Origin of the sequence: Pseudocitrobacter faecalis (assembly GCF_965231525.1) — a bacterium.
GTDB lineage: Bacteria > Pseudomonadota > Gammaproteobacteria > Enterobacterales > Enterobacteriaceae > Pseudocitrobacter > Pseudocitrobacter faecalis.
In genome coordinates, this window is the sequence record NZ_CBDDNJ010000002.1 from 267,495 (window position 1) to 288,641 (window position 21,147).

The window sequence follows — 21,147 nt, forward strand, 5'->3', positions numbered from 1 at the left end:
CTCCCTTGAGGGAGAGGGCAGGGTGAGGGGGTAAACACCGCACATTTCCCCTAAGTCCTCTCCCCTAATAAATACTTCTCCCAATTTAATTATCCTTCGCTGCTTTAAATTAAATTTAATTCTTTTTATATAGTTATTAAAAACACCACGAAGAATATATTCTCCCCCTCCACTGGTAATGATTTACAAACTCTCTACGCTTATTAATGGCGTTAAAAATACTAATAACATTACCTGTACAGTGCGGAACAATATGGATAAATCAAACAATTCAGATACTCGCGGATTGCTGCGTGAAAGTATCTCTGTCTCGTCTATTCGCCAGCGGGCCGACGGCCAGATGTTGGCGCTGGTGTGGTTACTTTGGGGGATCACCCTGTCTGTGGGATGGATGGCTGACAACGCGCTGGTAGCACTCTTTTTCGCGACGCCATTAGCGCTTCTGGCTACACTTGTCACCGCATTTTTTCGCGGTCGATTAATTTCACGGCTGATTTTTGCGTTTATCCTGATGGCCTTTTCCGCACTGCTTATTCAGCTTGGTGAGGGAGAAACGGAATATCACTTCTCTGTCTTTGTGCTTTTATCGGCGTTGCTGGCCTGGCGTGACTGGCGTCCATTAGTGATGGGGGCCGCAATTATCGCGGTACATCATTTAGTCTTTAATTATTTGCAGGAATATCATCTTTATCACATCGTCATTTTTATGCATACCGGCCTGCATATGGTGGTGATGCATGGTGTATTTGTGGTAGCGCAAACGCTGTTCCTGGTCGTACTGGCGGTGCGTATGGAACAGGATGCGATATCTGCCAGCGAGGTGGCGAAACTGGCGGCGGTGATTAATCGTGAACCCGGAAGCCTGACCCTTTCGCGAGAAACCCACGTCAGCCATTCGCCGTTTGCCCGTACGTTCAGCCGTACACTGGGTGCGATGCGCACTACCCTTGAGCAGGTGAGCGGCAATGTGGGGCAGTTGCTGGACGCGTCGCACACGATTTTGCAGCGCAATACCGCGCTTTCAGAACGCACCGACAGCCAGGCCACTTCTCTCGCTATCGCCGCCAGCGCCATGGAACAACTGGCGAGTGCTGCGTCACAGACCAGTGAACAAGCTGGCGAGGCGCGCAAGCGTGTTTTACAGGCGTGCGATGTCGCAAGGCAGGGCGGGGAGAACATCCGCGCGGCGACGGCTTCAATGATGCATATTCGTGATGAATCACAGCAGATTAATAGCATTCTGGAGTTAATTGACGGCATCGCCTTTCAAACCCATATTCTGTCGCTGAACGCCTCCGTTGAAGCCGCGCGTGCGGGCGAGCATGGCAGAGGGTTTGCGGTAGTCGCCTCTGAGGTGCGTTCGCTGGCACTGCGTTGTGAAGAGGCTGCAAAAGAGATTCGCCAGCTCACCGCCGCTTCGGTGAAAAGTACGCATCAGGGCGCTGAACAGGTCGAACTGGCAGGAAATACCATGCAGGCGATCATTAGGCACATTGAAGGCTTGCAGGACTCCCTCGAAATCCTCTCTTCGATGAGCGAGCAGCAGCGCGCCAGCGTTATACAGATGAAGGGCAGCATCGCCAGCATCGACGCCAGCGTGCAGGAAAATGTTCAGCATGTGGCGCAGACCATGCAAATGGCGCAGCAACAGCAGCGCTATACCGGCGAGCTGCAACAGGCAATTTCGGTGTTCAGATTGGTGTAAATAACCCTAAATTGCTGATGCGAATTGTTGAAATGATGTTGCATGGTTGCGATATACTAAGCCGAATTGAGTTTATCGGCAGGACACTATGGAACGTTTTTTTGAGAATGCGATGTATGCGTCGCGCTGGATTTTAGCCCCGGTCTATTTTGGCCTTTCATTGGCGCTGTTGGCGTTGATGATTAAGTTTTTTCAGGAGATTTTTCACGTACTGCCTAACATCTTTGAGCTGGCAGAAGCCGATCTTATCCTGACGTTGTTATCACTGGTCGATATGACGCTGGTGGGTGGTCTGCTGGTGATGGTGATGTTCTCCGGTTACGAAAACTTTGTCTCACAGTTGGATATCAGCACCCACAAAGAGAAGCTGAACTGGCTGGGGAAAATGGACGCCACATCGCTGAAGAATAAGGTCGCGGCGTCGATCGTCGCTATTTCCTCTATTCATCTGCTGCGGGTGTTTATGGATGCCAAGAATGTGCCGGATAACAAGCTGATGTGGTATGTGATTATCCACCTGACATTTGTGCTCTCGGCGTTTGTGATGGGGTATCTGGATCGCTTAACGCGCGGCCAGAAGCATTAAAACGCGACTCGTGCCCGGTAGCGATGCGCCACCGGGCAAGGGGGGGGCTATTTATCTGACGACGCCTGCCACAAATTCAGTTGCCCATCGGCAACATGCTGATCAATCTGCGTCAGCTCTTCTGCGGTAAAGTTCAGGTTATTCAGGGCCTGAACGTTCTCTTCAATCTGTTCCGGTCGGCTTGCGCCAATCAGCACAGACGTTACACGATTATCTTTCAGCAGCCAGCTCAGGGCCATTTGCGCCATGCTTTGGCCGCGGCTTTGCGCCATCTCGTTCAACAGGCGCAGGCTGTTGAGGTTGCTTTCGCTCAACATGTTTTCTGTCAGGCCGCGCGCTTTTTTCCCTTCTGTCTGCATGCGTGAGCCGTCCGGAATTCCGTTGAGGTATTTACCGGTCAGCAGCCCCTGTGCCAGCGGGGTAAAGGCGATGCAGCCAACGCCGTTCTCTTCCAGCGTATTCAACAGACCGCTCTTATCGACCCAGCGATTGAGCAAGTTGTAGGAAGGTTGGTGAATAAGTAGCGGAATTTTCCACTCGCGCAGCAGTTCCGCCATTTTTTGCGTGCGCTCGGGTGAATAGGATGAGATCCCCACATACAGCGCTTTCCCACTCTGCACCGCCTGCGCCAGCGCGGCAGCGGTTTCTTCCATCGGTGTGTTTTCATCCACGCGGTGCGAGTAGAAGATATCGACGTAATCCAGCCCCATGCGCTTCAGGCTCTGATCGAGGCTGGCGAGCAGATATTTGCGCGAACCGCCTTTTCCGTATGGCCCCGGCCACATGTCGTATCCGGCTTTGGTTGAGATGATCAGTTCATCGCGATACGCGGCGAAATCTTGCCGCAGCAGGCGGCCAAAGTTCTCTTCCGCACTGCCTGGAGGCGGCCCGTAGTTGTTAGCGAGATCGAGGTGAGTAATGCCGCAGTCGAACGCTTTACGCAATAGCGCGCGCTGGCTGTCGAGCGACTGGATATGACCGAAACTGTGCCATAACCCGAGTGACAGCGCGGGCAGTTGCAGGCCGCTGTTGCCGCAATAGCGATATTGCATCTGTTCATAACGGGCAGGATTGGCGGACCAGGTCATAATGTCTCCTTGATTGTCTGATTTTTGAAACGCTGTTTCCAGATTAATGTTTTTGTCACATCCAACCCGTCGGCGGGATCACAATGCTGATGATTTATGGGCAATAAATCTGTCTTGTGCTTTTCTTAGTTAATGCCTGTTAATGGAGATCCCTCGATGACCCGACTGACCGCCAAAGACTTTCCGCAAGAGTTGCTCGATTACTACGACTATTACGCGCACGGTAAAATTACAAAACGCGAGTTTCTGCAACTGGCGGGGCGGTACGCCGTCGGCGGCATGACTGCGCTGGCGTTGTTTAATCTGCTCAAGCCCAACTACGCGCTGGCGGAACAGGTCGGGTTCACCGACCCGGATATCAAACCGGAATATATTCGCTACCCGTCGCCCAACGGCCACGGCGAGGTGCGTGGTTATCTGGTCACGCCGACGAAAGCCACTGGCAAAGTGCCCGCCGTGGTGGTGGTGCATGAAAATCGTGGGCTTAACCCGTATATAGAGGACGTTGCCCGACGCGTCGCGAAAGCGGGCTATATCGCCCTTGCGCCGGATGGACTCTCTTCCGTTGGCGGGTATCCCGGTAATGATGATGAAGGGCGCGAGTTACAGCAAAAAGTTGATCCCACCAAACTGATGAATGATTTCTTCGCCGCGATTGAGTTTATGCAGATGCATCCGCAGGCGACGGGCAAAGTCGGGATCACCGGTTTTTGCTACGGCGGCGGCGTGTCGAATGCGGCGGCGGTGGCTTACCCTGAGCTGGCCTGCGCGGTGCCGTTCTACGGGCGCCAGGCCCCGATCGCGGATGTCGAAAAAATCAATGCTCCTTTATTGCTGCATTACGCGGCGCTGGATACGCGTATTAACGAAGGCTGGCCGGCAATGGAAGAGGCGTTAAAAGCGCATAAAAAAGTTTACGAAGCCTATGTTTATCCGGGCGTGAATCATGGCTTCCACAACGACTCGACCCCGCGCTACGACAAGGCCGCAGCGGAGCTCGCCTGGCAACGAACGCTGGCGTGGTTTGAGAAATATTTGCACTGAAAGTAAAGGCTGCAAATAGCACTGGCTATCGCTCAAAAAGACGCTATATAATTTTATATATAACGATTGAGGGTTGAGCGATGGATAACCATTTTGGTAAAGGCCTGATGGCCGGGCTGAAAGCACCTTACGCCGACAGTGCGCAGAAGGTTCTGGGCTTTTGTTCTGACTATAAACGCGGGTTTGTGCTGGGGTTTTCCCATCGCATGTTTGAGAAGACGGGTGACCGTCAGCTTAGCGCCTGGGAAGCGGGCGTTCTGACGCGACGTTATGGCCTGGATAAAGAGATGGTGATGGATTTCTTTAAAGAACACGAATCCACCACCACGGTGCGCTACTTTATGGCGGGCTACCGGCTGGAAGGGAGATAAACCGGGTGGAATGCACCCGGTTTTCGCCGTTTAACCCTGACGTTTATCTTCCGTTTGGGTGTCGAAATCGCTGGCGGCATGACGTTCATGCAGTTGCTCATTCAACGGGCCGTTGGTGCGATTAACAATGCGTCCACGCTGTACCGCCGGGCGGCTGGCGATATCCTTCGCCCAGCGCTGCACGTTTTTGTAGCTCTTCGCATCAAGGAACTCATCCGCACCGTACACGGTACCCAGCACCACGTTGCCGAACCACGGCCACACCGCCATGTCGGCAATGGTGTACTCTTCGCCTGCCACATAGCGTCCGCGCGCCAGCTGTTTATCCAGCACATCCAGCAGACGTTTCGCTTCCATGGTGAAACGGTCGATCGCGTACTCAATTTTCACCGGTGCGTAGTTATAGAAATGACCAAAACCACCGCCGAGGAACGGTGCAGAGCCTTGCAGCCAGAACAGCCAGTTCAACGTTTCCACACGGCCCGCCGGATCTTTGGGCAGGAAATGGCCAAATTTTTCCGCCAGGTACAGCAGGATATTGCCGGACTCGAACACGCGGGTCGGCGGTGTGGTGGAGTGGTCGCGTAGCGCCGGGATTTTCGAGTTCGGGTTCACGTCAACAAAGCCGCTGGAGAACTGATCGCCCTCACCAATGCGGATAAGCCACGCGTCATACTCCGCGCCCGTCACGCCCAGAGCTAACAACTCTTCGAGCATGATGGTGACTTTCTGCCCGTTCGGCGTACCCAGCGAATAGAGCTGAAGCGGGTGATGCCCAACCGGCAGTTCCTTCTCATGCGTCGCACCGGAAACCGGGCGATTGATATTGGCGAACGCGCCGCCGTTATTCTGTTTCCACTCCCAGACTTTGGGAGGCTGATAGGTATTGTCTGACATGTTGGCCTGCCTTTTTGATGATGTGTTGAGGCAGTGTAGCAGTTGATGGCGGAAATGATCACCCTCACCCCGGCCCTCTCCCTGAGGGAGAGGGAGAAAAACCGCACAGATCGTTAGGGTGAGGGCATCAGACCGCACAGTGTGACAGCGTGCACAACAGGTGTATGATTAACCGACACCTGTTGGATAAATAACAACGTGCAGGGACGACCTCAGCCGCTATTACTCGCCGCCTGCATGCTCTGAGGAAGACACATGAGTTGTACGAGTAGTGACGCGCCGTTTGGCACGTTGTTGGGATATGCACCGGGTGGCGTTGCCATCTATTCTTCAAATTACAGCAGCCTGAAGCCCGAAGAGCGGGCGGATGATGTCTCGTTCCGTAGCTATATCGATAACGAGTACATGGGCTACAAGTGGCAGTGCGTCGAATTCGCGCGCCGCTTCCTGTTCCTTACCTACGGTTTCGTTTTCACCGATGTCGGCATGGCCTATGAAATCTTCTCACTGCGCTTTTTGCGTCAGGTGGTGAATGACGACATTCTGCCGTTGCAGGCGTTTGCCAACGGTTCCCGCCGTGCACCGAAAGCGGGCTCGCTGCTCATCTGGCAGAAGGGCGGCGAATTCCATGAAACCGGCCACGTCGCGGTTATCACCCAACTGGTTGGCAACAAAGTCCGTATTGCAGAACAGAACGTTATCCATTCGCCGCTGCCTGCGGGCCAGCAGTGGACGCGCGAACTGACGCTGGAAGTGAAAGACGGCCATTACATCCTTCACGATACGTTTGACGACACCACCATTCTTGGCTGGATGATCCAGACCGCCGATACCGAACACAGTCTGCCGCAACCGACAATTGCCAGCAAAGCGCTGAATCTGCAAGGCGCGCGGCTGGAAAATCGCGGTCAGTTCGAGGGCAAATGGCTTAACGAACAGGATTCGTTGCAGAAAGCGTACGTCGCTGCCAACGGTCATGTGATTAACCAGGACCCGTATCAGTACTTCACCATGACGGAAAGCGCCGAACAGGAGCTGATTAAAGCCACCAACGAAATGCACCTGATGTATCTGCACGCCACCGATAAAGTGATGCGTGACGATAACCTGCTGGCGCTGTTTGATATCCCGAAAATCCTCTGGCCGCGTCTGCGTCTCTCCTGGCAGCGCCGTCGCCACGACATGATCACCGGGCGTATGGATTTCTGCATGGATGAACGCGGTCTGAAGGTGTACGAATACAACGCCGATTCCGCATCCTGTCATACGGAAGGTGGATTGATCCTCGAACAGTGGCTGAAAACCGGCTTTGAGGGCAAAGGTCATAACCCTTCAGATGAACTGCTCAGCGAACTGATTGGTGCGTGGAAACACAGCTCGGCGCGTCCGTTTGTTCACATCATGCAGGATAAAGATCTGGAAGAGGACTATCACGCGCAGTTTATGCAGCGCGCCATTACGCAGGCCGGGTTCGAGTGCAAAATTCTCCACGGCCTGGAAGAGGTGCACTGGGATGCCGCCGGGCAGTTAGTGGATGATGAAGGGCGACTGGTAAATTGCGTATGGAAAACCTGGGCGTGGGAAACCGCCATTGAACAGGTGCGCGAAGTCAGCGATGCCGAGTATGCCGCCGTGCCGATCCGCACCGGGAGCCCGGCGGGGGAGGTGCGTTTGATTGACGTGCTGTTACGCCCGGAAGTGATGGTCTTCGAACCACTGTGGACAGTGATCCCGGGCAACAAAGCGATTCTGCCGGTGCTGTGGTCGCTGTTCCCGAATCATCCTTATCTTCTCGACACCGATTTTGAAGTGACCGATGCGTTGGCGAAAACCGGCTATGCGGTGAAACCGATCTCCGGGCGCTGCGGCAGCAATATTGACCTGGTGAGCGGGCACGATCAGCTTCTTGACCAAACCAGCGGTAAGTTTGTCGACCGCAAAAATATCTACCAGCAGTTGTGGTGTCTGCCGAAGGTCGCCGGGAAATACATCCAGGTTTGTACCTTTACCGTCGGCGGTAACTACGGCGGAACCTGCCTGCGTGGCGATACGTCGCTGGTGATTAAGAAAGAGAGCGATATCGAACCGCTGGTGGTGATTGAGCGGTAAACAGCTAAGGCGGAGCCTGCAACAGGCTCCGTTTTTTTACCTGCGAACATCACGACACAATATTGAACCCTTCCGTCAATTCGGCGCATAAATTGATCCAGCACAGCCCAAACGTATGATGAATCCTTAAAATCATCATACTCACTTAGTCTTACTCCTTTTCACTGAAGGTCACCGTTTTGTCCATTCTCCGTCGCACGCTCATTGCGCTGCTGACCTGTGCCTCGTTTTTCGCACACGCCGCTGCGCCAGATGAAATCACTACCGCCTGGCCGGTTAACGTTGGGCCGCTCAATCCGCATCTTTATACGCCAAATCAGATGTTCGCCCAGAGCATGGTTTACGAACCGCTGGTGAAATATCAGGCGGATGGCTCGGTGAAACCCTGGCTGGCAAAAAGTTGGACGCATTCGGAAGATGGCAAGATCTGGACCTTCACCCTGCGCGATGATGTGACCTTCTCCAACGGTGAACCGTTTGATGCAGAGGCGGCAGCAGAAAACTTCCGCGTGGTGCTCGATAACCGTCAGCGTCATGCCTGGCTGGAGCTGGTGAATCAGATTGTCGATGTGAAAGCGCTGAATAAAACCGAGCTGCAAATTACCCTGAAAAGCGCCTACTACCCCTTCCTGCAAGAGCTGGCCTTACCCCGACCTTTCCGCTTTATCGCCCCGTCGCAGTTTAAAAATAACGAGACGATGCGCGGGATTAAAGCACCTATCGGCACGGGCCCGTGGGTGCTGAAAGAATCGAAACTGAATCAGTACGATGTCTTCGTCCGCAACGAAAACTACTGGGGCGAAAAGCCAGCGATTAAAAAAATAACCCTTAAAGTCATCCCCGATCCAACCACCCGCGCAGTCGCGTTTGAAACCGGCGATATTGACCTGCTGTATGGCAATGAAGGGTTATTGCCGCTTGATACCTTTGAGCGTTTCAGCCATAACCCGGCGTACCGTACCCAGCTTTCACAGCCGATTGAAACGGTGATGCTGGCACTCAACTCCGCTAAAGCCCCCACCAATGAACTGGCGGTACGCGAAGCGCTGAATTACGCGGTGAATAAAAAATCGCTGATCGACAACGTGCTTTACGGCACGCAGCAGGTGGCGGATACGCTGTTTGCGCCGACCGTACCTTATGCCGACCTCAACCTGAAACCGCGCCAGTATGATCCGCAACGGGCGAAAAATCTTCTGGAAAAAGCAGGCTGGACGCTGCCTGCCGGGAAAACTATCCGCGAGAAAAACGGTCAGCCGCTACGCATTGAACTGTCGTTCATCGGCACCGATGCATTAAGCAAATCAATGGCCGAAATCATTCAGGCCGATATGCACCAGATTGGCGTCGATGTGGCGCTGGTTGGCGAAGAAGAGAGCAGCATCTACGCGCGTCAGCGCGATGGGCGTTTTGGCATGATCTTCAACCGCACCTGGGGCGCGCCTTACGATCCGCATGCGTTTTTAAGCTCGATGCGCGTACCATCACACGCTGATTTTCAGGCGCAACAAGGCTTGGCCGACAAGCCGCTGATTGATAAAGAGATCGGCGAAGTTCTGGAAACCCCGGACGAGACGAAACGCCAGGCGCTTTACCGCGATATTTTGACGCGCCTGCATAGCGATGCGGTGTATCTGCCGATTAGCTACGTTTCGATGATGGTGGTGGCAAAACCTGAACTGGGCAAAATCCCTTACGCGCCAATCGCCAGCGATATTCCTTTTGAACAGATTAATCCGGTGAAACCCTGATGTTGCGTTACGTATTCCGCCGTGTGCTGTTGCTGATCCCGATGGTGCTTTCCGCCTCGGTGATTATTTTTCTGATGCTGCGTCTCGGTACCGGTGACCCGGCGCTCGATTATCTGCGTTTATCTAACCTGCCGCCGACGCCGGAGATGCTGGCCTCTACCCGCACCATGCTCGGTCTGGATCAGCCGCTGTACGTGCAGTACGGAACCTGGCTGTGGAAGGCGCTGCATCTCGATTTCGGCATCTCATTCGCCACGCAGCGCCCGGTGCTGGACGATATGCTGAATTTCCTGCCCGCCACACTGGAACTTGCGGGGGCGGCGCTGGTGTTAATTCTGCTGACCTCCGTGCCGCTCGGCATCTGGGCGGCTCGTCATCGCGATCGTTTGCCCGATTTCGCCGTGCGTTTCATCGCGTTTCTTGGTGTGTCGATGCCCAACTTCTGGCTGGCATTTTTGCTGGTGATGTTCTTCTCCGTCTACCTGCAATGGCTGCCCGCGATGGGCTACGGTGGCTGGCAGCACATCATTCTGCCCGCGGTTTCCATCGCCTTTATGTCGCTGGCGATAAACGCGCGGCTGCTGCGCGCCAGCATGCTGGACGTCGCTGGTCAGCGTCATGTGACCTGGGCGCGGCTGCGCGGCCTGAACGACAAACAGACCGAACGCCGCCATATCCTGCGTAATGCCTCGCTGCCGATGATCACCGCCGTGGGGATGCACATTGGTGAACTGATTGGCGGGACGATGATTATCGAAAATATCTTTGCCTGGCCGGGCGTCGGGCGCTACGCGGTGTCGGCGATTTTTAACCGTGACTATCCGGTGATCCAGTGCTTTACGCTGATGATGGTGGTGGTTTTTGTGGTCTGCAATTTGATTGTCGATTTGCTCAACGCCGCGCTGGACCCGCGTATTCGTCGTCATGAAGGAGCGCACGCGTGAACTTTTTCCTCTCTTCCCGCTGGTCGGTACGCCTGGCGGTGATCCTTATCGCCCTGCTGGCGCTGATTGCGCTCACCAGCCAGTGGTGGCTGCCGTATGATCCACAGGCAATTGATCTGCCGTCGCGCCTGCTCTCGCCGGATGCGCAGCACTGGCTGGGCACCGATCACTTAGGGCGTGATATTTTCTCGCGGCTGATGGCGGCGACGCGCGTGTCGCTCGGCTCGGTAATGGCCTGCCTGCTACTGGTGCTGACATTAGGGCTGGTTATTGGCGGCAGCGCCGGGTTGATTGGCGGGCGCGTTGATCAGGCTACCATGCGCGTCGCGGATATGTTCATGACCTTCCCGACCTCGATTCTGTCTTTCTTTATGGTTGGCGTACTCGGCACTGGACTAACCAACGTGATTATCGCCATCGCCCTGTCGCACTGGGCGTGGTACGCGCGCATGGTACGCAGCCTGGTGATTTCACTGCGCCAGCGCGAATTTGTGCTGGCGTCAAGACTTTCCGGGGCGGGCCATGTGCGGGTGTTTGTTGATCATCTGGCAGGTGCGGTGATCCCCTCGCTGCTGGTGCTGGCGACGCTGGATATCGGCCATATGATGCTGCACGTCGCGGGGATGTCCTTCCTCGGCCTTGGCGTGACCGCGCCGACCGCCGAATGGGGCGTGATGATTAACGACGCGCGCCAGTATATCTGGACTCAGCCGCTGCAAATGTTCTGGCCGGGGCTGGCGCTGTTTATCAGCGTGATGGCCTTTAACCTGGTGGGTGACGCACTGCGCGATCATCTGGACCCTCATCTGGTGACGGAGCACGCACACTAATGCCACAACAGATTGAACTACGTAATATCACGCTACAGGTCGTGCAGCCACTGGTACACGGCGTATCGTTAACCCTGCAACGCGGGCGCGTGCAGGCGTTAGTCGGCGGTAGCGGCAGCGGGAAATCATTAACCTGCGCCGCTGCGCTGGGCATTCTGCCCGCTGGTGTTCGCCAGACGGCGGGGGAAATTTTAGCCGATGGCAAACCGGTTTCGCCTTGTACGCTACGCGGGATAAAAATTGCCACCATCATGCAGAACCCGCGCAGCGCCTTTAATCCGCTGCACACCATGCACACCCACGCGCGGGAAACCTGCCAGGCGTTAGGGAAACCCGCCGATGACGCTACGCTTATCGCCGCCATAGAAGCGGTGGGGCTGGAAAACGCCGCGCGCGTGCTGAAGCTGTACCCGTTTGAGATGAGCGGCGGTATGTTGCAGCGCATGATGATTGCGATGGCAGTGCTGTGCGAATCGCCGTTTATCATCGCCGATGAACCAACCACCGACCTTGATGTAGTCGCACAGGCGCGCATCCTCGATCTGCTGGAAAGCATTATGCAAAAACAGGCGCCGGGAATGCTGCTGGTGACTCATGATATGGGTGTGGTGGCGCGTCTGGCGGATGACGTGGCGGTGATGTCTGACGGCAAGATTGTCGAACAGGGCGATGTCGAAACGCTGTTTAACGCCCCTAAACATGCGGTGACGCGCAGCCTGGTTTCGGCTCATCTCGCGCTTTATGGTATGGAGATGGCATCATGACTTTACTTAATGTATGCGACCTTTCCCATCACTATGCGCACGGTGGATTTAGCGGTAAGCACCAGCATCATGCGGTACTCAATAACGTTTCTCTGACTCTGAAAAGCGGTGAAACCGTCGCCCTGCTGGGACGCAGCGGCTGCGGCAAAAGCACCCTCGCGCGGCTATTGGTAGGCTTAGAATCGCCCTCACAGGGAAATATTAGCTGGCGCGGCGAACCGTTGGCGAAGCTCAATCGCGCGCAGCGTAAGGCGTTCCGCCGCGATATTCAGATGGTGTTTCAGGACGCCATTAGCGCTGTGAATCCGCGTAAAACTGTGCGCGAGATCCTGCGTGAACCGATGCGCCACCTGCTATCGCTGAAAAAATCGGAGCAACTGGCGCGCGCCAGCGAAATGCTGAAGGCGGTCGATCTCGACGACAGCGTGCTCGATAAACGCCCACCGCAGTTAAGCGGTGGCCAGCTTCAGCGCGTCTGCCTGGCGCGCGCGCTGGCGGTCGAACCAAAACTGCTGATTCTGGATGAAGCCGTTTCCAACCTTGACCTCGTGCTACAGGCGGGCGTCATTCGCCTGCTGAAAAAGCTGCAACAACAGTTTGGCACCGCCTGTCTGTTCATCACCCACGACTTACGCCTGGTGGAACGCTTTTGCCAGCGGGTGATGGTGATGGATAACGGGTACATTGTTGAAACACAGACCGTGGGGGAGAAATTAGCCTTTTCCTCTGACGCCGGACGCGTGCTTCAAAACGCGGTATTACCCGCATTCCCCGTGCGCCGTCGCGCCACAGAAAAGGTTTAACGCAAATGCAACGAGTCACCATCACGCTTGATGACGATTTACTGGAGACGCTGGATAGCCTGAGCCAGCGTCGTGGTTATAACAACCGCTCAGAGGCGATCCGCGATATTCTGCGTAGCGCGCTGGCGCAGGAGGCTACCCAGCAGCACGGCACACAAGGTTTCGCGGTGCTGTCGTATGTGTATGAACACGAAAAACGCGACTTAGCCAGCCGTATTGTCTCCACGCAGCACCATCACCACGATCTCTCGGTCGCCACGCTGCATGTGCACATTAATCACGACGACTGTCTGGAAATCGCCGTACTAAAAGGCGACATGGGCGATGTGCAGCATTTTGCCGATGACGTTATCGCCCAGCGCGGCGTGCGGCACGGGCATTTGCAGTGCCTGCCGGAAGAGTGAATTAGTCGTAGCTTACGTTGAAGACCATATGCCCGGTGACATCACCCGCCTGCGCTTTGGGTTGATATTGATAGAATCGGGCAAAATAGCGTAGGTCAATAAACTGCGAGACGGCGCTATTCAGGGTCGCGACGTGATTCGCCTGGCGGAACGGCACCGGTCGGCGGTTCTCGTCCATGATCTGCACGCCGATACCTTCCGCTGCGGTTCTGCTGCGGCTCTCATTGCGAATCACGCCCAGGGCAGGTGAAATACCCTCTGGCGTGTTTCCGTCAAAGGTCATATTCAGCCGCGTACCGGCGACGCTAACATTCCCCGCACACTGCATACGAATCGAAAAATTGCGCCCTCCGGCTCCTGTACCTTTCCCCTTCAGAGCCGCAAGGGGAATGGAGCCGAGATTCACACGAAAGTTGGCATTATTGGTGATGCGGCAAGAGGGCGAGACGATAATCAGCGAATTTTCGCGCAGCCAGGTATTCAGCAACGACTGACTCCCGCTACCAAAAGTGGTGTATTGCCCGGCGGCAACCGTGCCGCTCCCCACAAGGCTCGCTGTCTTAATGACGTCCAGTTTGAAGGTGAGATCGTTAAGCGAGACATCGCTTTTACCGCCTCCGCCAACGTCAATTTTCCCTGGATAGCCAATCTGCTGAGCCTGGCGCTGAAGCGTAAATCGCAGGCCAATACCGGGAATATTGGTTGACCAGATCTGATTGCCTGTTTCGCGACTGCCATTGGCGATAACTTTCGTTTCCAGACTCTGCGAGCCGCTACATTGAAGCTGCAAACGATTGTCGCGTAACGGCCAGCTGCGGCTGGCAATCACCGTACCGGGTGGCGTTTGCGGCTGAACCATGATGCGCCCAATATCCATAAACAGTGGGGAAGGGATGGCGTCTGATCCCAGAATACAACCGGCATGGGCCACGCCGCTGGTGAGCAGCGTGGCGGCTAACCACCATTTTATGCGAAGCATCATAAGCACCTCAGCTGTTGTGAACCACCGATCGGCAGTACCACCTGACACTGCCCACCGTCCCAGCGAACCCAGGCGTTTTTCACATTTTCGCCAGTGATATAAAGTGTGCTGCCCTGGCCGACAAAGCCGAGGGATTTACCTCGCCCATCGGTAATTTCAGAGCCGAATGGGAGCGGCGTTCCGTTGCTCTGTTTGGCAAAAAACACGCGCGTTTTTTCGCGGCGGGTATTGAATACCACCTTCACCACGCTGCCTTCATACGGTACCGTTCGGGCTTCAGTGCTGGCGAATTGAACATCTTCGTGCGCCCCTTTGGGGTCGATTTCAATGTTATTGACGCGGTAAGGCTGCAAGGATGAAAGTACGGCATAACCTTGATTATCAAACCAGGTCGGCGCGCCCATGATGGCGGCGCCTTTGGCATCTTTTGCTTCAACCAGCGCGAGCGTTGTTCCTGTTTCCGGCGTGAGCGTCACGCCGCCGGAGTGTACGACAACCGAGCCTTCCGCAGAGGCGGCAGCCTGCTGATAGCTGCGACCATAGGTATAGCTGCTCGACAACGCCGTCCAGGGGGAGATGTATCCGCCGTTAACGCCTGTCGTGTAGTGACCCTCCTTGTCTGTGTTCGCGTTGACGCCCCATGTCAGCGCGTGATCCTGACCGACTGAACCATTGACACCCAACTGGCTGCGATCGAAGGACGAGTCTTTGAATTGGGTGTTCGATGAAAGCGTGGCAGAGCTATCTTCGCCCTGGAAAAGGGGATAGCTGAAACTCAGAAAGACGAAATCCTCTTTTTTACGTCTTGAGGAGGTTGTCCCGGTATCGTCATCTGTTTCATTCTCATTGGAATAACTCCGCTGGAACGTCAATGACCAACTCAGACGTCCCCAGCTATTGCTGTATCCCAGTGAGTACTGCTCTTCTTTGCCGGAGTAATGCCAGTATCGCGTGACGGAACCATTCAGATAGAGCATCCCCCACGCTTCCGGCAGTTGTTGGTTAATGGAAAAACTGACGCCGCTTTTTTGTCGAATATTGGTGCTGGTGGTGCCGCGCATTTCGTCATCGCGGGCGTAGAGTGCATCACGCAGAGAGTAGTAATTGTCGGAGTTATTAACCCATCCCTGAATATTCATGCTGGTTTGCGAGGCACCAAACATGCGACTAAAGGTGGCGCGGTATTCCTGACCCGATGTTGTGGCGCTGGGCAGTTTCGTTTTTGCCTGGGTCACATCCAGCCCCAGCGCGCCATAACCGGTATTCATCCCCACGCCAACCTGTCCGGCCTGATAATCGTTGAACCCCGTGAGGGCTGAATAGAGTGTGAAGGTGTTATTCAAACCATACTGAAAGCTACCCTGGCCGATGGTCGGTTTATCTTTCAGCCCGTCTTCATCAACCTGACCGGCGGCAATGCCGTACAGACTCATATCCGGATGTAATAACTGCACCACTGAATCATAGGGAATAGACCAGGTAGAGGTGCGCCCATCGGCTTCCTGCAAGGTCACAATAAGATCGTTACCCGTGCCTGAAGGATAAACATCCGTAAGGCTGAAGGGGCCCGGCGTGACGGTGGTCTGATAGATAATGTTGCCGTCCTGACGAACGGTAACCAGGGCGTTAGTCTGCGCCACGCCGTTCACGACGGGCGCGTAGCTACGCATGCTATCAGGGTACATGAGATCGTCCGTATGCAGGTCAAGACCGATCAGGCTGATGGCGTCGAAAAACGTGCCGTTGGTGCTGAATTGCCCCATCGTGAGGATCGATTTCATTGCCGCAATAGGGCGCTGTAAGTAGGTTTGGTTGCTATTCCATTTGTTCTCGCCGCTGTTCTCATCCCAGGTATAGTTTCCGGAATGGCGCAGTAACCAGCCGTTTGAGGAAAAGCCAGCGTTCACGCCCAGATAAGCGCTTGCGCCTTTATCATTACTGTCAGATTTCATGATGTTGTAGTAGTTGGCCATATAACCCAGGTTGAGCGCGGTAATCCCTTCATCCCAGAATTGCGGCGGAATATAGCCGCTACTACTGCCATCCATCAGCCGCTGAGGGACACTGAAATCCAGACGCATCGTGGAGGCGCTAAACGTATCTTTCAGCGCGGGTTCACTGTTCCACTGAGATAGCGTTCCACAGAATTTTTCGTCGCTGGTTTTTGTCGAATCCAGCTTCTCAGGTGAGAGACCAAAGTTCTGAAGCATTTCTGCTGTATAACAGATCTGCGGCTTGCCATCGGCAGAACGCTTAACGTCAACGTCATAGCGTCCTTTCCAGCTCTCATTGGTATAAACGTCAACGGAATAGGTGCCTGGTTTGAATGCCAGAGCATCGAACCGTTTCATGCTGGCCTGTTGTTGGCTACCGACGATGAAGTTATTGTCGAATTCATAGTCTGTTCCACTCTCTTCTGCGTTAACCTGTTCCGCTCGGCAAATGCCGGTTCCCAGGCAAAAAAGGGTCACCAGACCGCCAACCTGCCAGGGTGTGACTCGCCAATGCTCCATGAGATTCCGCCCTGAAAAAAGAGAATACGCCGACCATTACTGGTGCCATTTATTTATCTCGTAATGACATTAACCTGCCCGGGTTTTACTTTTTGCCAGCGCGCCATAGTCATTGATCTCTTCAAGGGTTAATTCTTCCCCCGCTCGCACGGCCTGGCGCAAATTAATCGTTTGTGAAGATTGCGGGGCAATCATAACGGCTTCTGTATTTATCGGTTCACCACGGCCCTGGCTAATCGTGGCAACCGTAATGTAAAACGGTGTCGGATTCGTTAATGTCAGCGCGGTTCCCGCAGGCTGCAATCTGAGTTTGGCAATGGCCGAGACTCGGCCAGAAAGAGGTTCCGGGCGATATATCAACTTAAACCGCGAACGCACGGCCATTTTGAAAACACCGATGCCTTCCGGTGCTTTATCCGCTTTAGAGGCGCCAGGAATATCCAATACATTTATCCACCACAGGGATTCTTTGTTTTGCGGCAAGCTATTACCCGCATTGAGTTTAATGCGTATGACTTGCCCGCTGTGGCTATCAATACGTGAAATCGGGGGGTTAATAATAAATGGTGTCGTAATTTTATCGGGTGTAATGGTCGCATCACCATTATCCAGCCAGACCTGGGCAAGCGAAGGCCGTTCCGCAGTATTTGAGAGTTGTACGGTGAGTTCTTTTTCGTTTCCTTTATAGATAAAACGTGTTCCGTTTACAATAATGCTGTCTGCCAAAACCGGAAACGTTAACATTAATCCACCGAGTGCAGCGATAAGCTTCATAAACACCCTCATCTTCTCTAAGTTATATTGTTGTCATTATTTACGGGATTAGGTGAGTGAAGGAAAAGTGGCGGCGTACCGCCACTTTTTTTATTGCGATTAATCGTAAGAAATTTCATAGGTTGCATTGGCTGCAACATGCCCGGCAGTCGCGCTGCTGTTGGTCGGGTTCACATAGCTAACCTGGTATTTATAAATATCCCAGGTGCCGTCATTGGTATCGCGGATTTTACCATTGTCGTTACCCGGTTTGATCACCGTAGGGCTATTAGGGTTAGTGAGTGCAAAAGCGACGTTAGTGGCACCGCTATTGTCGGTATTTTTCAGGAAGCTTGTACCGGTTACCAGGCCAGAAGAGTCAGTCCACTTGACTTTACGCGTAAAGGTGCCGTGTTTACCATCCGGGTCACCACAGTCTTTCAAATTAATACTGAAATCTGTGCGGTTAACCAGCGCATTTTTAACAGAAAGCGCGGTTGTACGAACGGAATTCAGGAAAATAGTATTTCCGTCATTTTTGCCGCCGACAATTTTTACTTTACAGGAGCCGGTATAAACATCACCGTCAAAGAACACTTGCCCACCGGTAACATAGCCACCATTTCCGCCGCCAGGGTAACCACCATGGTCATTATCGCCGCCGTGGCCTTGCGAATTAAATGATTCTACAGATGCGTCATCTGCATAGGCTGCCACATTACCACCCAATAAAGCCGCGGTAACCATCAAACCCAGATATATCTTTTTCATGTGCGTATCCTGTTACTGTGTTGTTTAATAGGACATTCGAATTACAATGATAAAGACGTGCACAGCTTCCTCTCTTCAGTGATTAAATAATTCTTCGCGATTATTTAATCTCTCCTGTGATAAATGCTGCCCGATAATAGTGGGCAACCGAAACGGTATTGCATCTAATGCCTTTTTCGTATTTTTCGGCGGATTTGGTGGCGAAATAGTATGACTGTATTGAAATGGCGGTAATTTTCGTAAGTGAAAACCAGGGCTGATGATATTGAATGACGGTTTGTAATGTGCGTCAGCTCTCTTTTTATTGACGAGGTGTGTCAGTTGGTTTGTATGACAAGTCCCAGCTTTATAGCAATGACTTGTCAGGGAGTGTATCTATTTCCGGCAAGAAAATTACAAAATTGCTAATGACTCCTTCGGGGATGAAAAATTAAATAATAGCGCTCACTGATTTTGTTAATATTCGAATGAAAAACTCTGGAAATGTACCAGGAACAGTATTTGGAGTGAATTAAAGGCGGCAAAGGTCAAAATATGAAGCAGCAAAAGCAGCGCGCCGCCTTTGAGTGTTGATGAGAGTGCGGTTGATGCCATACTCGTCTTCTGTCTCAGTGAAAAAAGCACTATCGCCTGCTGGCGGGCGAATTCAATGCTATCGGGGGTACGCTCCCGTCACTTCCTGCGCCAGTGTCGTAAATGCTTTTACGGCGGCCGTTCTCCACGCGCCTTTGCGTTGTAGCAGCACGGCAGTTCGTTCCAGCAACTGCGGTTTCAGTGACACGGCGTTTAATCCTTCATTTTGTGCGGCAATTGGCGACGGTAGGAGGGTGGTGAGCGTTGTGCGGCGCACCAGTTCCAGAATGGCATTGATAGAGTTAGCTTCCATTACTATCTGTGGATGCAGTTCTCTTTGGCGGCAGTAGCGATCAATTTGTTCGCGGGTCGCAAATTCTTCACTCAGTAAAATGAGTTTTTCATTATTAAGATGTGACAACGCTACGCAATCCTGTTGAGCCAGCGGATGGCTTTCAGAGACAACCAACGCAAGGGATTCCTTCAGTAGCGGCAGTACGTCGATGTCCGCTGAATGAACATCATCAAACGCGATGCCAATATCCAGTTCATCATTGAGCAGCAGCTCTTCCATTTTCTCCTGCGACATTTCCTGTAACGCCAGGGTGATACCGGGGTAGCGCGCGTAAAACGTCGCCATAAGCGGCCCGATAAGCCACGAGGTAAACGTGGGGGTAACGGCGACACGCAGTGAGCCACGGCTTAAATCTTCAACGTCATGAATTGCCCGCTTTCCCTCTTCCAGCGCTCTCAGCGCATTTCTCGCGTAATCCAGCCAGGCTTCACCGGCATCGGTAAGCTGAATATGGCGACCACTGCGATCGAACAGTTGCGCGCCAAGTGACTCTTCAAGCTGTCTGATTTGCTGTGAAAGCGCGGGCTGTGAAACGTGAAGCGCCGTGGCGGCGCGGGTAAAGCCGCGATGCTCAGCGACAGCCAGAAAGTAGTGAATATGTCGTAACAGCATGAACTAACCCATAAGTATAACCAATAGACTTCATTATAAATGAGTCTTTTATCTTATGAGAAGTAGCGAGTAGCCTGTGCCCATTCCATAGTGAGACAGAGGAACAATCGTGAAAGAGATTATTGATGGCTTTTTGAAATTTCAGCGCAACGTCTTTCCAGAACGCGCCGAGCTTTTCAGAACGCTGGCGAACCAGCAAAACCCACGTGCGCTTTTTATTTCGTGCTCTGACAGCCGCCTGGTGCCGGAACTGGTAACGCAGCGTGAGCCTGGCGATCTGTTTGTCATCCGTAATGCGGGCAACATTGTTCCTTCTTATGGCCCCGAGCCGGGAGGTGTCACCGCCTCGGTGGAGTACGCCGTATCGGTTTTAAAAGTGAATGACATTGTCATATGCGGTCACTCAGATTGCGGTGCGATGACCGCGATAGCCGGATGCCATTGTCTGGACAGTATGCCCGCCGTCAGTCACTGGTTGCGTTATGCCGATTCAGCTCGTGTGGTGAATGAATCACGCACGCACATTTCATTGCAGGCGAAAACCGCCTCAATGGTGCGGGAAAACGTCATTGCGCAGTTGGCCAATCTTCAGACTCACCCGTCAGTGCGCCTGGCGCTGGAAGAGGGGCGACTCGCGCTGCATGGCTGGGTTTACGACATCGAACGCGGTGACATTGCCGCTTATAACGGTGCCAGCGGGCAGTTTGTCTCGCTTGCTGAGAACCCGAATACCTGCGCGATGCCACTTCGTAGCCTGTCAGCCGCTTAATTTTTTCTATATAAAGGAGGTTCCATCATGATCCACGCACAAATTAACCGCGATATTCGCCTTTCTCTGGCCGATCAGATTCTGCTTATTAAAGCGAAAAAAGATCTTACCTTTGCGCAACTCTCCGATGGTACAGGATTGTCTGAAGCTTTTGTCACCGCGGCCTTGCTGGGGCAGCATGCATTGCCGGCTGATGCGGCGCGCCTGGTTGGTGAAAAGCTCTCGCTGGATGAAGATGCGGTGCTGCTTCTGCAAACGATCCCTCTGCGCGGCAGTATTGACGACCGCGTCCCCACTGACCCGACCATTTATCGCTTCTATGAAATCCTGCAGGTATATGGCTCCACGCTGAAGATGCTGGTTCATGAGAAGTTCGGCGACGGCATTATCAGTGCCATCAATTTCAAACTGGATGTCAAAAAAGTGGCCGATCCCGAAGGCGGTGAACGCGCGGTGATTACGCTGGATGGTAAATATCTGCCGACAAAACCTTTCTAAAACTGAGTAAAGTCCGTCGCGTTGT

20 protein-coding genes are annotated in these 21,147 nt (G+C 53.5%); 13 read left to right on the forward strand and 7 right to left on the reverse strand.

Annotated features, from left to right (window positions below; genetic code table 11):
• Positions 1-253 precede the first annotated feature (253 nt).
• A complete protein-coding gene (locus ACOXYR_RS01935) occupies positions 254-1,705 on the forward strand; it encodes a methyl-accepting chemotaxis protein (protein WP_108475149.1) in 1,452 nt (483 codons plus the stop codon).
• A gap of 88 nt (positions 1,706-1,793) precedes the next feature.
• Positions 1,794-2,291, forward strand: a complete 498-nt coding sequence (locus tag ACOXYR_RS01940; protein ID WP_015963007.1) for a TIGR00645 family protein — start codon at positions 1,794-1,796, stop codon at positions 2,289-2,291.
• Between the two features lie 47 nt (positions 2,292-2,338).
• Here the strand turns inward: ACOXYR_RS01940 and ACOXYR_RS01945 are convergent, their stop codons facing one another.
• Positions 2,339-3,379: an aldo/keto reductase gene (locus ACOXYR_RS01945; protein WP_421355378.1), complete on the reverse strand. Its 1,041-nt coding sequence runs from the start codon at positions 3,377-3,379 to the stop codon at positions 2,339-2,341.
• Positions 3,380-3,535: 156 nt separating this feature from the next.
• On the opposite strand from ACOXYR_RS01945, the gene yghX reads away from it, so the two are divergent.
• Both yghX and ACOXYR_RS01955 read left to right on the forward strand, forming a co-directional pair.
• Entirely contained in the window at positions 3,536-4,423 is an 888-nt protein-coding gene (gene yghX / locus ACOXYR_RS01950; RefSeq protein WP_421355377.1) for a YghX family hydrolase, read from the forward strand.
• A gap of 80 nt (positions 4,424-4,503) precedes the next feature.
• The gene (locus ACOXYR_RS01955) at positions 4,504-4,794 is read left to right on the forward strand and encodes a DUF2623 family protein (RefSeq protein ID WP_421355376.1); all 291 of its coding nucleotides are present in this window, start codon (positions 4,504-4,506) and stop codon (positions 4,792-4,794) included.
• A gap of 30 nt (positions 4,795-4,824) precedes the next feature.
• Here the strand turns inward: ACOXYR_RS01955 and yghU are convergent, their stop codons facing one another.
• Positions 4,825-5,691: a glutathione-dependent disulfide-bond oxidoreductase gene (yghU, locus tag ACOXYR_RS01960; protein WP_113858981.1), complete on the reverse strand. Its 867-nt coding sequence runs from the start codon at positions 5,689-5,691 to the stop codon at positions 4,825-4,827.
• A 255-nt stretch (positions 5,692-5,946) separates the two neighbouring features.
• Here yghU and gss point away from each other — a divergent pair, with 255 nt between their 5' ends.
• The 7 genes from gss to nikR all read left to right on the forward strand — a co-directional run bounded on the left by gss (position 5,947) and on the right by nikR (position 13,296).
• Positions 5,947-7,800, forward strand: coding sequence for a bifunctional glutathionylspermidine amidase/synthase (gene gss / locus ACOXYR_RS01965; RefSeq protein WP_421355375.1), 1,854 nt, complete (start codon positions 5,947-5,949; stop codon positions 7,798-7,800).
• A 164-nt stretch (positions 7,801-7,964) separates the two neighbouring features.
• Positions 7,965-9,551 (forward strand): nickel ABC transporter substrate-binding protein, encoded by a 1,587-nt coding sequence (nikA, locus tag ACOXYR_RS01970; protein ID WP_421355442.1) that lies wholly within the window; start codon positions 7,965-7,967, stop codon positions 9,549-9,551.
• Positions 9,551-10,495 (forward strand): nickel ABC transporter permease subunit NikB, encoded by a 945-nt coding sequence (gene nikB / locus ACOXYR_RS01975; protein ID WP_189624156.1) that lies wholly within the window; start codon positions 9,551-9,553, stop codon positions 10,493-10,495. The genes nikA and nikB overlap by 1 nt, the downstream gene beginning before the upstream one ends.
• The gene (nikC, locus tag ACOXYR_RS01980) at positions 10,492-11,325 is read left to right on the forward strand and encodes a nickel ABC transporter permease subunit NikC (protein WP_113858985.1); all 834 of its coding nucleotides are present in this window, start codon (positions 10,492-10,494) and stop codon (positions 11,323-11,325) included. The genes nikB and nikC overlap by 4 nt, the downstream gene beginning before the upstream one ends.
• Positions 11,325-12,089 carry a nickel import ATP-binding protein NikD gene (nikD, locus tag ACOXYR_RS01985; RefSeq protein ID WP_421355374.1) on the forward strand — a complete coding sequence of 255 codons (765 nt, stop codon included), beginning with the start codon at positions 11,325-11,327 and terminating at the stop codon, positions 12,087-12,089. Before nikC ends, nikD begins: the two co-directional genes overlap by 1 nt.
• On the forward strand, positions 12,086-12,892 hold the full coding sequence (gene nikE / locus ACOXYR_RS01990) for a nickel import ATP-binding protein NikE (RefSeq protein WP_421355373.1): 807 nt from the start codon (positions 12,086-12,088) through the stop codon (positions 12,890-12,892). The genes nikD and nikE overlap by 4 nt, the downstream gene beginning before the upstream one ends.
• 5 nt (positions 12,893-12,897) lie before the next feature.
• Positions 12,898-13,296 carry a nickel-responsive transcriptional regulator NikR gene (gene nikR / locus ACOXYR_RS01995; protein WP_108475133.1) on the forward strand — a complete coding sequence of 133 codons (399 nt, stop codon included), beginning with the start codon at positions 12,898-12,900 and terminating at the stop codon, positions 13,294-13,296.
• A 1-nt stretch (position 13,297) separates the two neighbouring features.
• Here the strand turns inward: nikR and ACOXYR_RS02000 are convergent, their stop codons facing one another.
• From ACOXYR_RS02000 to cynR, 5 genes are all read right to left on the reverse strand, one after another.
• Positions 13,298-14,278, reverse strand: coding sequence for a fimbrial protein (locus tag ACOXYR_RS02000; RefSeq protein WP_108475134.1), 981 nt, complete (start codon positions 14,276-14,278; stop codon positions 13,298-13,300).
• On the reverse strand, positions 14,275-16,791 hold the full coding sequence (locus tag ACOXYR_RS02005) for a fimbria/pilus outer membrane usher protein (RefSeq protein ID WP_421355372.1): 2,517 nt from the start codon (positions 16,789-16,791) through the stop codon (positions 14,275-14,277). Before ACOXYR_RS02005 ends, ACOXYR_RS02000 begins: the two co-directional genes overlap by 4 nt.
• A 69-nt stretch (positions 16,792-16,860) precedes the next feature.
• The gene (locus tag ACOXYR_RS02010; protein ID WP_415728218.1) at positions 16,861-17,565 is read right to left on the reverse strand and encodes a fimbrial biogenesis chaperone; all 705 of its coding nucleotides are present in this window, start codon (positions 17,563-17,565) and stop codon (positions 16,861-16,863) included.
• A gap of 99 nt (positions 17,566-17,664) precedes the next feature.
• Positions 17,665-18,315, reverse strand: a complete 651-nt coding sequence (locus ACOXYR_RS02015) for a fimbrial protein (RefSeq protein ID WP_108475137.1) — start codon at positions 18,313-18,315, stop codon at positions 17,665-17,667.
• 652 nt (positions 18,316-18,967) lie between these two features.
• The gene (cynR, locus tag ACOXYR_RS02020) at positions 18,968-19,855 is read right to left on the reverse strand and encodes a transcriptional regulator CynR (protein WP_189624148.1); all 888 of its coding nucleotides are present in this window, start codon (positions 19,853-19,855) and stop codon (positions 18,968-18,970) included.
• Positions 19,856-19,964: 109 nt separating this feature from the next.
• Here cynR and ACOXYR_RS02025 point away from each other — a divergent pair, with 109 nt between their 5' ends.
• Both ACOXYR_RS02025 and cynS read left to right on the forward strand, forming a co-directional pair.
• The gene (locus tag ACOXYR_RS02025) at positions 19,965-20,624 is read left to right on the forward strand and encodes a carbonic anhydrase (RefSeq protein ID WP_108475139.1); all 660 of its coding nucleotides are present in this window, start codon (positions 19,965-19,967) and stop codon (positions 20,622-20,624) included.
• 27 nt (positions 20,625-20,651) lie between these two features.
• On the forward strand, positions 20,652-21,122 hold the full coding sequence (gene cynS, locus ACOXYR_RS02030) for a cyanase (protein WP_108475140.1): 471 nt from the start codon (positions 20,652-20,654) through the stop codon (positions 21,120-21,122).
• The last annotated feature ends 25 nt before the right edge of the window (positions 21,123-21,147 follow it).

Bases quoted from the DNA above. Each gene is read 5' to 3' on its own strand.
- cynR (WP_189624148.1), bottom strand. From the start codon at position 19,855: ATGCTGTTACGACATATTCACTACTTTCTGGCTGTCGCTGAGCATCGC.
- ACOXYR_RS01940 (WP_015963007.1), top strand. From the start codon at position 1,794: ATGGAACGTTTTTTTGAGAATGCGATGTATGCGTCGCGCTGGATTTTA.
- nikB (WP_189624156.1), top strand. From the start codon at position 9,551: ATGTTGCGTTACGTATTCCGCCGTGTGCTGTTGCTGATCCCGATGGTG.
- ACOXYR_RS02000 (WP_108475134.1), bottom strand. From the start codon at position 14,278: ATGATGCTTCGCATAAAATGGTGGTTAGCCGCCACGCTGCTCACCAGC.
- ACOXYR_RS02015 (WP_108475137.1), bottom strand. From the start codon at position 18,315: ATGAAAAAGATATATCTGGGTTTGATGGTTACCGCGGCTTTATTGGGT.
- ACOXYR_RS01955 (WP_421355376.1), top strand. From the start codon at position 4,504: ATGGATAACCATTTTGGTAAAGGCCTGATGGCCGGGCTGAAAGCACCT.
- ACOXYR_RS01945 (WP_421355378.1), bottom strand. From the start codon at position 3,379: ATGACCTGGTCCGCCAATCCTGCCCGTTATGAACAGATGCAATATCGC.
- nikR (WP_108475133.1), top strand. From the start codon at position 12,898: ATGCAACGAGTCACCATCACGCTTGATGACGATTTACTGGAGACGCTG.
- nikE (WP_421355373.1), top strand. From the start codon at position 12,086: ATGACTTTACTTAATGTATGCGACCTTTCCCATCACTATGCGCACGGT.
- ACOXYR_RS01935 (WP_108475149.1), top strand. From the start codon at position 254: ATGGATAAATCAAACAATTCAGATACTCGCGGATTGCTGCGTGAAAGT.
- ACOXYR_RS02010 (WP_415728218.1), bottom strand. From the start codon at position 17,565: ATGAAGCTTATCGCTGCACTCGGTGGATTAATGTTAACGTTTCCGGTT.
- ACOXYR_RS02005 (WP_421355372.1), bottom strand. From the start codon at position 16,791: ATGGAGCATTGGCGAGTCACACCCTGGCAGGTTGGCGGTCTGGTGACC.
- cynS (WP_108475140.1), top strand. From the start codon at position 20,652: ATGATCCACGCACAAATTAACCGCGATATTCGCCTTTCTCTGGCCGAT.
- yghX (WP_421355377.1), top strand. From the start codon at position 3,536: ATGACCCGACTGACCGCCAAAGACTTTCCGCAAGAGTTGCTCGATTAC.
- yghU (WP_113858981.1), bottom strand. From the start codon at position 5,691: ATGTCAGACAATACCTATCAGCCTCCCAAAGTCTGGGAGTGGAAACAG.
- gss (WP_421355375.1), top strand. From the start codon at position 5,947: ATGAGTTGTACGAGTAGTGACGCGCCGTTTGGCACGTTGTTGGGATAT.
- nikD (WP_421355374.1), top strand. From the start codon at position 11,325: ATGCCACAACAGATTGAACTACGTAATATCACGCTACAGGTCGTGCAG.